Origin of the sequence: Streptomyces sp. NPDC058464 (genome assembly GCF_042721035.1) — a bacterium.
Classification (GTDB): domain Bacteria; phylum Actinomycetota; class Actinomycetes; order Streptomycetales; family Streptomycetaceae; genus Streptomyces.
Map to the genome: position 1 here is coordinate 145,369 of NZ_JBHXMA010000027.1, position 12,385 is coordinate 157,753.

13 protein-coding genes are annotated in these 12,385 nt (G+C 70.6%); 8 read left to right on the forward strand and 5 right to left on the reverse strand.

Features of this window, described 5'->3' with window-relative positions; genetic code table 11:
- From ACFWPQ_RS32050 to ACFWPQ_RS32080, 7 genes are all read left to right on the forward strand, one after another.
- A partial coding sequence (locus ACFWPQ_RS32050; protein WP_384042386.1) for an ABC transporter ATP-binding protein occupies positions 1–830 on the forward strand: 830 nt, incomplete at its 5' end.
- Positions 827–1,828, forward strand: coding sequence for an oligopeptide/dipeptide ABC transporter ATP-binding protein (locus tag ACFWPQ_RS32055; RefSeq protein WP_384042388.1), 1,002 nt, complete (start codon positions 827–829; stop codon positions 1,826–1,828). The genes ACFWPQ_RS32050 and ACFWPQ_RS32055, both read left to right, overlap by 4 nt.
- Complete coding sequence (locus ACFWPQ_RS32060; RefSeq protein WP_384042391.1) at positions 1,825–2,751, forward strand: dihydrodipicolinate synthase family protein; 927 nt, start codon at positions 1,825–1,827, stop codon at positions 2,749–2,751. The genes ACFWPQ_RS32055 and ACFWPQ_RS32060 overlap by 4 nt, the downstream gene beginning before the upstream one ends.
- 138 nt (positions 2,752–2,889) lie before the next feature.
- Entirely contained in the window at positions 2,890–3,105 is a 216-nt protein-coding gene (locus ACFWPQ_RS32065) for a hypothetical protein (RefSeq protein ID WP_361299757.1), read from the forward strand.
- A gap of 49 nt (positions 3,106–3,154) precedes the next feature.
- Positions 3,155–3,904 carry a DNA repair protein RecO gene (recO, locus tag ACFWPQ_RS32070; protein WP_384042394.1) on the forward strand — a complete coding sequence of 250 codons (750 nt, stop codon included), beginning with the start codon at positions 3,155–3,157 and terminating at the stop codon, positions 3,902–3,904.
- 43 nt (positions 3,905–3,947) lie between these two features.
- Entirely contained in the window at positions 3,948–4,799 is an 852-nt protein-coding gene (locus tag ACFWPQ_RS32075; protein ID WP_384042397.1) for an isoprenyl transferase, read from the forward strand.
- Positions 4,800–4,884: 85 nt separating this feature from the next.
- On the forward strand, positions 4,885–6,237 hold the full coding sequence (locus ACFWPQ_RS32080; RefSeq protein ID WP_384042399.1) for a histidine-type phosphatase: 1,353 nt from the start codon (positions 4,885–4,887) through the stop codon (positions 6,235–6,237).
- Positions 6,238–6,345: 108 nt separating this feature from the next.
- On the opposite strand, the gene ACFWPQ_RS32085 is transcribed toward ACFWPQ_RS32080, so the two are convergent.
- From ACFWPQ_RS32085 to ACFWPQ_RS32100, 4 genes are all read right to left on the reverse strand, one after another.
- Complete coding sequence (locus tag ACFWPQ_RS32085) at positions 6,346–6,768, reverse strand: Fur family transcriptional regulator (protein WP_384042402.1); 423 nt, start codon at positions 6,766–6,768, stop codon at positions 6,346–6,348.
- Between the two features lie 61 nt (positions 6,769–6,829).
- Positions 6,830–7,732, reverse strand: coding sequence for a metal ABC transporter permease (locus ACFWPQ_RS32090; RefSeq protein ID WP_384042405.1), 903 nt, complete (start codon positions 7,730–7,732; stop codon positions 6,830–6,832).
- Positions 7,732–8,496 carry a metal ABC transporter ATP-binding protein gene (locus ACFWPQ_RS32095; RefSeq protein ID WP_384042406.1) on the reverse strand — a complete coding sequence of 255 codons (765 nt, stop codon included), beginning with the start codon at positions 8,494–8,496 and terminating at the stop codon, positions 7,732–7,734. The genes ACFWPQ_RS32090 and ACFWPQ_RS32095 overlap by 1 nt, the downstream gene beginning before the upstream one ends.
- 62 nt (positions 8,497–8,558) lie before the next feature.
- A complete protein-coding gene (locus ACFWPQ_RS32100) occupies positions 8,559–9,515 on the reverse strand; it encodes a metal ABC transporter substrate-binding protein (RefSeq protein ID WP_384042409.1) in 957 nt (318 codons plus the stop codon).
- Positions 9,516–9,678: 163 nt separating this feature from the next.
- On the opposite strand from ACFWPQ_RS32100, the gene ACFWPQ_RS32105 reads away from it, so the two are divergent.
- Entirely contained in the window at positions 9,679–11,061 is a 1,383-nt protein-coding gene (locus tag ACFWPQ_RS32105; protein ID WP_361299778.1) for a glycine--tRNA ligase, read from the forward strand.
- Between the two features lie 75 nt (positions 11,062–11,136).
- Here ACFWPQ_RS32105 and ACFWPQ_RS32110 read toward each other — a convergent pair whose 3' ends face one another.
- Positions 11,137–12,264: an endonuclease/exonuclease/phosphatase family protein gene (locus ACFWPQ_RS32110; RefSeq protein ID WP_384042412.1), complete on the reverse strand. Its 1,128-nt coding sequence runs from the start codon at positions 12,262–12,264 to the stop codon at positions 11,137–11,139.
- Positions 12,265–12,385: the final 121 nt, after the last annotated feature.

The following is a 12,385-nucleotide window of genomic DNA, read 5'->3' on the forward strand; positions in this document are numbered from 1 at the left end:
CGCACCCCCCCCCCCCCCCCCCCCGGGGCTGTACTGAATATGCGGCTACCGCCGCGCGGGCGCGACCAGCCCCCACCCACCCGCAGCCGCCCACCGACCTCACCACCCCCCACCCCCGCCTCCTCGGCCACGAGATCGCGATGGTCTACCAGGACGCCCTGTCCTCCCTGAACCCCTCCATGACGGTCAACGCCCAGCTCAAACAACTCACACGGCGCGGCGGCCACCGGCCACCCGCCGAGCTCCTCACCCTCGTCGGCCTCGACCCCACCCGCACGCTCCCCGCCTACCCCCACGAACTCTCCGGCGGCCAGCGCCAGCGCGTCCTCATCGCGATGGCCCTCTCCCGCGACCCCCGCCTGATCATCGCCGACGAACCGACCACCGCCCTCGACGTCACCGTCCAGGCCCAGGTGATGGAACTCCTCCTCCGCCTCCGCGAGGAACTCGGTTTCGCGCTGATCCTGGTCTCCCACGACCTCGCCCTGGTCGCGGACGTCACCGACCGGGTGGTGGTGATGTACGGCGGTCAGCTCGTCGAGACCGGCGTCACCGCGGAGCTGGTCGCCGCCCCCGCCCACCACTACACGCGCGGCCTGCTCGGCAGCGTGCTGTCCCTGGAGTCCGGGGCGGAGCGGCTCACCCAGATCAGGGGCGTGGTGCCGTCCCCCGCCGACTTCCCGGCGGGCTGCCGCTTCAGCGACCGCTGCCCGGCGGCGACCGACGTCTGCCGTACGACACCACCGGCCCTCGTCGGCGGCCCCGTCCACACCGCGGCCTGCCACCACCCGGCCGTCGACCCGGCGGCGAGCACGGAGGCGGTGACATGAGCGCGGTCCAGCTGTCCGGCGTCCATGTGGTCCACAGGGCCCGCGGCGGGGGCCTCTTCGGCCGGGACCGGGTGTACGCGCTGACCGGCGCCGACCTCACCGTGGCGGCCGGTGAGACGGTCGGCGTGGTCGGCGAGTCGGGGTGCGGGAAGTCGACCCTGGCGAAGGTGCTGGTGGGGATCGAGCGGCCGACCGCCGGCACGGTCACCTTCCACGGCCGGGACCTGTGGTCGATGACACCGGGCGAACGCCGGTCGGCCGTCGGCGCGAGCACCGGCGTGGTCTTCCAGGACCCGTCGACGGCCCTCAACCGCCGGCTGCCGGTGCGCAGGATCCTCCGCGACCCGCTGGACGTCCACGAGCGCGGCACGAAGGCCGAACGGGAGGACCGGGTACGGGAGTTGATGGGCCTGGTCGGGCTACCCCGGGCGCTCGCCGAGGCCCTCCCCGGCCAGCTCTCCGGCGGCCAGCGGCAGCGCGTCGCGATCGCCCGGGCGCTCGCCCTGGACCCCGGCCTGGTGGTCGCCGACGAGCCCACCAGCGCCCTGGACGTCTCCGTCCGCGCCCAGATCCTCAACCTCCTCCTCGACCTGCGCGAACGCCTCGGCCTCGCCCTGGTCTTCGTCTCCCACGACATCCAGACGGTACGGCGGATGAGCGACCGGGTGATCACCATGTACCTGGGCCGGATCGTCGAGGACACCCCGGCCGCCGACGTCACCGACCACGCCCTGCACCCGTACACCCGGGCCCTGTTCTCGGCCACCCCGGGCCTGCTGAACCCGATCGACCCCATCCCGCTCACCGGCCCGGTGCCCTCGGCGACCCGGCCGCCGTCCGGGTGCCCGTTCCGCACCCGCTGCTGGCGGGCGGACGACGAGTGTGCCGTCCGCATGCCTGACTTCACGGCCGCGTCACGCCCCGGCCACCGCTACCGCTGTCACCATCCGTTGGAGGAGGACCAGCCGAGCCACAGCCCGCCCAGGGAGACCAGATGACGTTTTCCGCCCCGCTGACCGGTGTCGTACCGCCCGTCTGCACGCCCCTGACACCGGACCGCGAGGTGGACGTCCCCTCCCTGCGCAGGCTCGTCGACCATCTGACGGCGGCCGGGGTGGACGGGCTGTTCGTGCTCGGCTCGACCTCGGAGGTGGCGTACCTGACGGACCGGCAGCGCAGGCTGGTCACGGAGACGGTGGTCGCCCACGTGGCCGGCCGACTGCCGGTCCTGGCCGGCGTCGTCGACATGACGACTCCCCGGGTCCTGGACCACGTCGCGTCCGTCGCCGCGGCCGGCGCGGACGCGGTCGTCGTCACCGCCCCCTTCTACACCCGCACCCACCCCGCCGAGATCGCCCGCCACTTCCGCCTGGTCGCCGAACGGTCGCCGGTCCCGGTCATCGCGTACGACATCCCGGTCGCCGTCCACACCAAGCTCCCCGCCGACCTGGTCCTCGAACTGGCCGGTGACGGGGTGCTGGCCGGGCTGAAGGACTCCAGCGGCGACCTGGCGGGCTTCCGCGAGGTCGTCACGGGCAGCAGGGGCCTGTCCGGCTTCAGCGCGCTGACGGGTTCCGAACTGACCGTCGACTCGGCCCTCGCGCTGGGCGCCGACGGGGCCGTGCCGGGCCTCGCCAACGTCGACCCGGACGGCTACGTCCGCCTGCACCGCCTCTGCCGCGCGGGCGACTGGGACCGGGCGCGCGCGGAACAGGAGCGGCTGTGCGCGCTCTTCCGGATGACCGGCGTCGGGAACCCGGCCCGGATGGGCGGCAGCTCGGCGGGGCTGGGCGCGTTCAAGGCGGCCCTGCACCTGCGCGGGGTGATCGACTGCCCGGCCACGGCCGAGCCCCAGGTGCCGCTGTCGCAGGAGGAGACGGAGTGCGTGGCGAAGTACCTCGCGGGCGCGGGCCTGATGTAGCCGGCACGGAGGCCTCACGGGGCCCCGGGAGGCCTGGGACCCGGGACAGACTCCGGCCGAGTCTAGGCACGCAGCGCCACATCGGTGATGCGAAGCGTGAAATTCCCAGGGGCGGGGGAGCCAGGTGAGGTGAACGCGATGAACCTCCCCATCGGCTCCTGCGCCGTCGACACCCGTACCGGACGGCTGGGCATCGTCATGGGCCACGAGGGACCCTACGTGCAGTTGCGGCCGTACGGGGGAGGACGGGAGTGGGACGCGCACCCGGACGCCGTACGCGTCGCCACCCAGGCCGAACGGCTCGGCGCGGCCACCGCCCACGCCGACGCCCGCAGCCGCGGCGAGGCCCCCTGAAGGTTCCGTCGCGGAACCGCCCCATTCCGCGGCAGGGCAGAATGGGGCCATGAGCCTGTTCCGCGACGACGGCATCGTGCTGCGCACCCAGAAGCTGGGTGAGGCGGACCGCATCATCACGATGCTCACCCGCGGACACGGCCGGGTGCGGGCCGTGGCCCGCGGGGTGCGGCGGACCAAGTCGAAGTTCGGGGCCCGGCTGGAGCCGTTCTCCCATGTCGACGTGCAGTTCTTCGCCCGCGGGAGCGAGCTGGTCGGACGCGGGCTGCCGCTCTGCACGCAGAGCGAGACCATCGCGCCGTACGGCGGCGGGATCGTCACCGACTACGCGCGGTACACCGCCGGGACGGCCATGCTGGAGACCGCCGAACGGTTCACGGACCACGAGGGCGAGCCCGCGGTGCAGCAGTACCTGCTGCTGGTGGGGGCGCTCAGGACCCTCGCCCGGGGCGAGCACGCCCCGCATCTCGTCCTGGACGCCTTCCTGCTGCGCTCCCTCGCCGTCAACGGCTACGCGCCCAGCTTCGACGCCTGTGCCAAGTGCGGCATGCCCGGCCCGAACCGCTTCTTCTCGGTCGGCTCCGGCGGCACCGTCTGCGTCGACTGCCGGGTGCCCGGCAGCGTCGTACCCTCGCCGCAGGCCCTGGTTCTGCTCGGCGCGCTGCTTACGGGAGACTGGGAGACCGCGGACGCGGCCGAGGCACGGTACGTCCGGGAGGGCAGCGGGCTGGTGTCCGCCTATCTGCACTGGCATCTGGAGCGCGGACTGCGCTCGCTCAGGTACGTAGAGAAAAGCTAGTGGAAAAGCCAGTAGAGAAAAGCCAGAGGGAGACGAGAAGCACATGGTCGTACGCGGGATCCTGGGGCGCCAGCGCCGCGAGTACAAGGCGCCGGAGCCGCACCCGTCCGGTGCCCGCCCGCCGAAGCTCCCGGGCGAGCTGGTCCCGAACCACGTCGCCATCGTCATGGACGGGAACGGCCGCTGGGCGAAGGACCGCGGGCTGCCGCGCACCGAGGGCCACAAGGTCGGCGCCGAGCGCGTCCTCGACGTCCTGCAGGGCTCCATCGAGATCGGCGTCCGCAACATCTCCCTGTACGCCTTCTCCACCGAGAACTGGAAGCGCTCGCCCGAAGAGGTCCGCTTCCTGATGAACTTCAACCGCGACTTCATCCGCAAGACCCGCGACCAGCTCGACGAACTCGGCATCCGGGTGCGCTGGGCGGGCCGGATGCCCAGGATGTGGAAGTCGGTCGCCAAGGAGCTCCTGGTCGCCCAGGAGCAGACCAAGGGCAACGACCTGCTCACCCTGTACTTCTGCATGAACTACGGCGGCCGGGCCGAGATCGCCGACGCGGTGCAGGCGATCGCCGAGGAGGTCAGGGCGGGCCGCCTCGACCCGTCGAAGATCAGCGAGAAGACCATCCAGAAGCACCTGTACTACGGGGACATGCCGGACGTGGACATGTTCCTGCGGCCCAGTGGCGAGCAGCGCACCTCCAACTACCTGCTCTGGCAGAGCGCTTACGCCGAGCTGGTCTTCCAGGACGTCCTGTGGCCCGACTTCGACCGCCGCGACCTGTGGCGGGCCTGCATCGAATACGCCTCCCGCGACCGGCGGTTCGGCGGGGCCATCCCCAACGAGGAGCTGCTGGCCATGGAGGGCCGCACGGAGGAGAACCCCTCCGGCACCTGACGGTCACGCGCCGTTCACGAGGGCCGTCGAGGATGCGGAAGATCCATCCCCGGCCCCCCGGTCTCCCGCCTCTGGAACGGTCCTCATGAAGCGCGTCATCCCCGTCCTGACCCTCGGCGCCCTGCTCCTCACCGCGCTGCCCGCGCACGCCACGGACTCCGGGCTCGCCCACCGTGACAGCTACGGCACCAAGGCCGTCTACGCCCCCGGCCAGAACCCGCGCACCTACCAGCAGCCGCCCACCGGTTACACCGCCGTCTTCACCGAGAACGTCTCCCGGCACGGTTCCCGCTCCGCGACGGACGGCGAGGACGGCGACACGATCCTCGCGCTCTGGAACCAGGCCCGGGCCGACGGCCAACTCACCGCGCGCGGCAAGAAGTTCGGCCCGGACGTGCAGGCCCTCGAAGCGGCCATGAGCGCGATCGGGTACGGCAACCTCAGCGGCCGCGGCAAGGACGAACTCCGCGCCACGGCGGTCCGCCTGGAGAAGCGCCTGCCGTCCCTCTTCTCCTCCATCGCCGCGAACGGCGAGAAGATCGACGTCGTCAGCTCCGGTCAGGGCCGCGCGGTCGACAGCGGTACGGTCTTCTCCACCGCCCTCACCGACGCCGACCCGGCGCTGAAGGCGTCGCTCGGCACCGCGCGCGTCGACAAGAACCTCCTCTACTTCCACAAGTCGGCCGGCGGCGCCGACTACCAGAAGTGGCTGGCGAGCGACGAGCGCCTCGCCTCGACCCTGACGGCGGTCACCGACCAGCCGGCCACGCACAAGGCGGCGGCCCGGGTCCTCGGCAGGATCTTCAAGCCGGCGTTCGTGCAGCGCATCGTGAACGGCGAGTTCGCCGCCACCGCCGACGACATCACCGCCGCCACCGCCGTCTACAACCTCTACGCCATCGCGCCCGCCATGAGCGAGGAGAGCCCGGACGGCAAGGGCTGGGACTTCGACCGCTACATCGCCCCGCGCGACGCGGCCTGGTTCGGCTACCTCAGCGACGCCGAGGACTTCTACGAGAAGGGCCCGAGCTTCTCGGACAGCGACATCACCTACAAGATGGCGGACGTCCTCCTCGACGACCTCTTCAAGCAGGTCGAGGCCAAGCGGGACGGCACCAGCACGCTGGGCGCGGAGCTCCGCTTCACCCACGCCGAGGAGATCATCCCGCTGGCGGCGCTGATGCAGCTGCCGGGCAGCGAGAAGGCGGCGACGCCGGGCGAGACGTACACGTACGCCAACAACCCGTGGCGCGGCGCCGAGGTGGCCTCGCTGGCCTCCGACATCCAGTGGGACGTCTTCAAGAAGGGCGACGACTACCTCGTCCGCATGCTCTACAACGAGAAGGAGATCGCCTTCAAGGCAGGCTGCAAGCCGATCTCGAAGCACAGCAAGTTCTACGACCTGAACGAACTGGAGCGCTGCTTCGACAGAAGCTGAGCGGGGTGGGGACGCTCACCGGCGTAGCCGGGTAGCTGTGAAGCGCCCCGTAAGGGGCGCGGGGAACTGCGCGAGCAGCCCCCACCGGCCCGCGGCCGACATGTCGGCTCAGCCTGCGGCGCACCCCGCGGCGCAGTCCGCGCACGTGCCGAAGATCTCCACGGTGTGGGCCACGTTGACGTACCCGTGCTCCGCGGCGATCGCCTCCGCCCACTTCTCCACGGCCGGCCCCTCCACCTCCACCGCCTTGCCGCACACGCGGCAGACCAGGTGGTGGTGGTGCTCGCCCGTGGAGCAGCGGCGGTACACCGACTCGCCGTCGGACGTGCGCAGGACGTCCACCTCACCGGCGTCGGCGAGGTTCTGGAGCGTGCGGTAGACCGTGGTCAGGCCGACCGAGTCGCCCTTGTGCTTGAGCATGTCGTGCAGTTCCTGCGCGCTGCGGAACTCCTCGACCTCGTCCAGGGCCGCCGCCACGGCTGCCCGCTGGCGGGTCGAGCGGCCCTTCACGGGCGGTCCAGCGGTCGTCACCGGTTGCCTCCTCACGTCACTGCCTCTGCCGGGCCATTGTGCCAGCCCGGGCCGAGGGCGTTCAGACGCCGACCTCGTCGGCGGCCTCTCTGCTGGCCGGAATCGCGCACTCCGCCGGATCCCCGGCGGGCCGTCGCGCGGCGGCCGCGCGGGCGCGTCGGCGGGCCAGCGGGGTGGCCAGCACGCTCAGCGCGACGAACGCCGCGATGGTCAGCAGGACGATCGTCGCGCCCGGCGGGACGTACTGGTAGTACGACGTGATCGTGCCCCCGATCGTCACCGTCACACCGATCGCGACGGCGATCGCGAACGTGGCCGCGAAGCTGCGGCTCAGCTGCTGGGCCGCGGCGACGGGGACGACCATGAGCGCGGAGACCAGCAGCAGGCCGACCACGCGCATCGCGACCGTCACGGTCACCGCCGCCGTGATCGCCGTCAGCAGGTTCAGCGCCCGCACCGGCAGGCCGGTCACCCGCGCGAACTCCTCGTCCTGGCTGACCGCGAACAGCTGCCGGCGCAGGCCGAGGGTGACCAGCAGGACGAAGGCCGCCAGCAGGCAGATCGCGGTCACGTCCGACTCGGACACCGTCGACAGCGAGCCGAAGAGGTACGACATCAGGTTGGCGTTGGAGCCGCCCGGCGCGAGGTTGATCAGCATCACGCCGCCGGCCATGCCGCCGTAGAAGAGCATCGCGAGGGCGATGTCGCCGCGGGTGCGGCCGTACCAGCGGATCAGTTCCATGACGATCGCGCCCAGCACCGAGACCGCCGTCGCCATCCAGACCGGGGACGTCGAGAGCAGGAAGCCGAGGCCGACGCCGGTCATCGCGACGTGGCCGATGCCGTCGCCCATCAGGGCCTGGCGGCGCTGGACGAGGTAGATGCCGACGGCGGGGGCGGTGATGCCGACCAGGACGGCGGCGAGCAGGGCCCGCTGCATGAAGGCGTAGTTCAGGAAGTCCATCAGCTCAGCAGTCCCGTGCGCAGTGGTGTGTGCTCGTCGTGGGGGTGGACGTGGTCGTGGCCGGGGAGGGCGTGCTGGCCGAGAGCCCGCGGGGGCGGGCCGTCGTGCAGGACGCAGCCGTCGCGGAGGACCACCGCGCGGTCGATCAGCGGCTCCAGCGGGCCCAGCTCGTGCAGGACGAGGAGGACCGTGATGCCGCGCTCGACCTGTTCGCGCAGCGTCTGCGCGAGGATCTCCTGGCTGGCCAGGTCGACGCCCGCCATCGGCTCGTCCATGATCAGCAACTCGGGCTCGGCGACCAGCGCGCGGGCGATCAGCACCCGCTGGTGCTGGCCGCCGGAGAGCGCCTCCACGTTGTCCTTGGCCCGGTCCGCCATGCCGACCAGGTCCAGGGCCTGCCGGACGGCCGCGTGGTCGGCCTTGCGGAAGAGGCCGAAGCGGGTGCGGGAGAGGCGGCCGGCGGAGACGACCTCGGTGACCGTGGCGGGGACCCCGCCCGCCGCGGTGGTGCGCTGCGGGACGTAGCCGACCCGCGACCAGTCCCGGAAGGTGCGGCGCGGGGTGCCGAACAGGGATATCTCGCCGCCGCTCACCGGGACCTGGCCGATGATCGTGCGGATCGCGGTCGACTTGCCGGAGCCGTTCGCGCCGAGCAGCGCGACGACCTCACCGCGGTGCACGGTGAGGTCGATGCCGCGCAGGACGGGGCGCGAGCCCAGCTCGGCGGTGACGCCGCGCAGGGATATGACGGGCTCGCCGCTCATCTCGTCGTCTCCTGTCACCTGGGGTGTCGCTCGGGGTGTCTCCTGGGGTGTCGCTCGGCGGGTCACTCGGCGCCCAGTGCCTGCTGGAGCGCCTTGAGGTTGGCCTCCTGGACCGCGAAGTAGTCCCTGCCGCGGGACTTGGCCGTGATGCCCTCGATCGGGTCGAGGACGTCCGTCTTCAGTCCGGCGTCGGCGGCGATGGTCTTGGCGGTCTTGTCGCTGACGAGCGTCTCGTAGAAGACGGTGGTGACGCCGTCGGCCTTGGCCATGGTCTCCAGGTCCTTGACGCGGGCCGCGCTGGGCTCCGACTCGGGGTCGAGGCCGTTGATGGCCTCCTCGGTCAGGCCGTAGCGCTCGGCGAGGTAGCCGAAGGCGGCGTGGGTGGTGATGAAGACCTTGGACTTCGTGTGCGCGAGGCCGTCCTTGAACTGGGTGTTCAGGGCGTCGAGCTTCTTCACCAGGGCCGCGGTGTTCTTCTCGTAGTCGGCCGCGTGGTCCGGGTCGGCCTTCTCGAAGGCCTTGCCGACGCCCTCGGCGACCTGGGCGTAGCGCACCGGGTCGAGCCAGATGTGGGGGTCGAGGCCGGACAGCTCCTCGTTCTCCGAGGTGTCGTGCGAGGCCGCGTGGCCGCCGACCTCGTTGCCGTGCTTCTCCAGCGTGGTCAGGGAGGCCGCGTCGATCTTCGTCTTCACCGACGACTGGGCGACCGCGTCGTCGACGGAGGGCTGGAGGTTCTTGAGGTAGAGGACCGCGTCGGACTTCTCGATCCCGATGATCTGCTTGGGGCTGATCTCCAGGTCGTGCGGCTCCTGGCCGGGCTGCGTGAGACTGGTGACGTGGACGTGGCTGCCGCCGATCCGATCGGCGAGGTAGGCCATCGGGTAGAACGACGCGACGACGTCGAACTTGCCGGTCTGGGCCGCCGTGGCGTCGCCGCCGCAGGCAGTGAGGGTCGCCATGCCGAGTGCGGTGACGGTGGTCGCGGCGGCCGCGGGTATGAGGCCTCGTCGTACGTTCATGAGAGTCATTTTCAACAAACATGGAAACCGTTGTCAACAAGCCTGGGTGAGAGGCCGGTAAGCGATACCGATTTGGTCGAGGGGGAGCCCCCGCCGGTAACCTGAAGCATTCGCTCTGAAGCATTCTCGCTTCGTCGCCCGTCGTCGTAATGAAGAGAGCACCGTGGCCGCCGACAAGATCGACACCATCGTCAGCCTGAGCAAGCGCCGTGGCTTCGTATTCCCGTGCAGTGAGATCTACGGCGGCCAGAAGGCCGCCTGGGACTACGGACCGCTGGGTGTCGAGCTCAAGGAGAACCTGAAGCGCCAGTGGTGGCGCTACATGGTGACGTCGCGCGAGGACGTGGTCGGTATCGACTCGTCCGTCATCCTGGCCCCCGAGGTCTGGGTGGCCTCCGGTCACGTCGCCACCTTCACGGACCCGCTGACCGAGTGCACCTCCTGCCACAAGCGCTTCCGCGCGGACCACCTGGAGGAGCACTACGAGGCCAAGCACGGCCGCCTCCCGGAGAACGGCCTGGCGGACGTGAACTGCCCGAACTGCGGCAACAAGGGCCAGTTCACCGAGCCCAAGCAGTTCTCCGGCCTGCTCTCCACCCACCTCGGCCCGACCCAGGACAGCGGCTCCGTCGCCTACCTGCGCCCCGAGACCGCGCAGGGCATCTTCACCAACTTCGCCCAGGTGCAGGTCGCTTCGCGCCGCAAGCCGCCGTTCGGCATCGCGCAGATGGGCAAGTCCTTCCGCAACGAGATCACGCCCGGCAACTTCATCTTCCGCACCCGCGAGTTCGAGCAGATGGAGATGGAGTTCTTCGTCAAGCCGGGCGAGGACGAGAAGTGGCAGGAGTACTGGATGGAGCAGCGCTGGAACTGGTACACCGGCCTGGGCCTGCGCGAGGAGAACATGCGGTGGTACGAGCACCCGAAGGAGAAGCTCTCCCACTACTCCAAGCGCACCGCCGACATCGAGTACCGCTTCCAGTTCGGCGGCAACGAGTGGGGTGAGCTGGAGGGCGTCGCCAACCGCACCGACTACGACCTGAACGCCCACTCCAAGGCCTCCGGCCAGGACCTGGCCTACTACGACCAGGAGGCCCAGGAGCGCTGGACGCCGTACGTCATCGAGCCCGCGGCCGGTGTCGGCCGCGCGATGCTGGCGTTCCTGCTCGACGCCTACGTCGAGGACGAGGCGCCGAACGCCAAGGGCAAGATGGAGAAGCGCACGGTGCTCCGCCTGGACCACCGCCTGGCCCCGGTCAAGGTCGCGGTCCTGCCGCTCTCCCGCAACCCCGAGCTGTCCCCGAAGGCCAAGGGCCTCGCCCAGGCGCTGCGCGGGCACTGGAACATCGAGTTCGACGACGCCGGTGCGATCGGGCGCCGCTACCGCCGCCAGGACGAGATCGGTACGCCGTACTGCGTGACCGTCGACTTCGACACGCTCGAGGACAACGCGGTCACGGTGCGCGAGCGCGACTCGATGAAGCAGGAGCGGGTGTCGCTGGACCAGATCGAGGGCTACCTGGCCGGCCGCCTGCTGGGCTGCTAGGTCCGCGGCCCTTACGTCTTCTCGCCCACCCTCGCACCCGACTCGGTCGGCTGGGAGGGTGGGCGTCGCGGTTTCCTACAGGTCCAGGTCCGCGTAGAGCGCCGCGTGGTCGGAGGCTTCCGTCGTCTTCGACTTCACCGTGTCGAAGTGCTGGATCCCCTTCGCGTAGATCCCGCGTGTCTCCAGGCCGACGGACTGCACCTTGTCCCACAGCATCGGCGGGAACAGCAGGTAGTCGATCTTGTCGTGCTCGCTGCGGCACTCCCCGTGGGTGCCGGGCTTCCCGTGGTACGTGCGGTGGCTCATCGCGTCCCGCAGACCGGTGTCCCGCAGCACCTCGGCCGCTTCGCTGTCCGGTTCGTCGTTGAGGTCCCCCGCGACCATGACGTGGTCGGTGCGCTTCAGCGCCTCCCGGTAGATCTCCGCGACCCGCTTCGCCTGCGCCAGCCGCAGCTCGGGATCGTCGTGGAACTTGCTCTTGAGGTGGTTGCCGAGAATCACCAGCGGGGTGCCGTCGAGCTGGATCTCGAACTCGGGGCAGTCCCGGCTGAACAGGTTCTTGTCGGGCTGCTCCGGGTCGGTGTCGAAGATATGGGACCGCACGGAGGTGATCGGGTGGCGGCTGAGGATCCCGATGTCGATGCCCCGGGGATCGTTGCCGTCGATCAGCATGTCGTAGGGGTACGGCCGCCTGCCGAGCGCCTCGCCCAGGACCTGCGTGTTGAAGCGCTCCAGGGTGAGCCGGTCCTCGACCTCCACCGTGAGCAGGACGTCGGCGTCGACCTCGGCCACCACCCGGCCGGTGTTGCGCACCACGCTCATGTCGAGGTCGTCGTAGCCGAGTTCGGCCCAGCCGGTCCAGGAGCCGCGGCCGCCGGCGACGATCTCGATATGCGGGTCGTCGTCCGGTCCGGACTTCTCGAACAGCCCGGTCGGCTTGTGCTCGAAGTCCTTGCCCGGACGCAGTTCGTTGATGAAGATCGCCGGCGGGTCCTTCGGGTTGCTGTCGTAGGCCTTGTACGTCTTGATGAGCGCGGCGATCTTCGTCTTGTCGTCCTCCCGGTACTCCGGCAGGTCGAGAAGGGTGACCAACTGGGCGAAGTCGTCGAGGACTTTCTCGCGCTCGGCCGGGTTCGAGAGCTGGAACGCCGTGGGCCGGCGGAAGAGGTTCTCCATGTTGAAGGTGGCGATACGGGTGCTCATCGAGGGCCTCCTCGGCGGCGCGAGTGCACCGCGCGGCCGACGGCAGGCGCCGCCTGAGACACTGCGCGCCGACAGTTCCATTCTCCGGGCCTGATCGGGACCTGTCGAACGGAGGGCGGCC

Excerpts from the sequence above, each read along its gene's own strand:
- ACFWPQ_RS32075 (WP_384042397.1), top strand. The coding sequence starts at position 3,948 with ATGGTCGTACGCGGGATCCTGGGGCGCCAGCGCCGCGAGTACAAGGCG.
- ACFWPQ_RS32090 (WP_384042405.1), bottom strand. The coding sequence starts at position 7,732 with ATGGACTTCCTGAACTACGCCTTCATGCAGCGGGCCCTGCTCGCCGCC.
- recO (WP_384042394.1), top strand. The coding sequence starts at position 3,155 with ATGAGCCTGTTCCGCGACGACGGCATCGTGCTGCGCACCCAGAAGCTG.
- ACFWPQ_RS32065 (WP_361299757.1), top strand. The coding sequence starts at position 2,890 with ATGAACCTCCCCATCGGCTCCTGCGCCGTCGACACCCGTACCGGACGG.
- ACFWPQ_RS32055 (WP_384042388.1), top strand. The coding sequence starts at position 827 with ATGAGCGCGGTCCAGCTGTCCGGCGTCCATGTGGTCCACAGGGCCCGC.
- ACFWPQ_RS32095 (WP_384042406.1), bottom strand. The coding sequence starts at position 8,496 with ATGAGCGGCGAGCCCGTCATATCCCTGCGCGGCGTCACCGCCGAGCTG.
- ACFWPQ_RS32080 (WP_384042399.1), top strand. The coding sequence starts at position 4,885 with ATGAAGCGCGTCATCCCCGTCCTGACCCTCGGCGCCCTGCTCCTCACC.
- ACFWPQ_RS32060 (WP_384042391.1), top strand. The coding sequence starts at position 1,825 with ATGACGTTTTCCGCCCCGCTGACCGGTGTCGTACCGCCCGTCTGCACG.
- ACFWPQ_RS32110 (WP_384042412.1), bottom strand. The coding sequence starts at position 12,264 with ATGAGCACCCGTATCGCCACCTTCAACATGGAGAACCTCTTCCGCCGG.
- ACFWPQ_RS32100 (WP_384042409.1), bottom strand. The coding sequence starts at position 9,515 with ATGAACGTACGACGAGGCCTCATACCCGCGGCCGCCGCGACCACCGTC.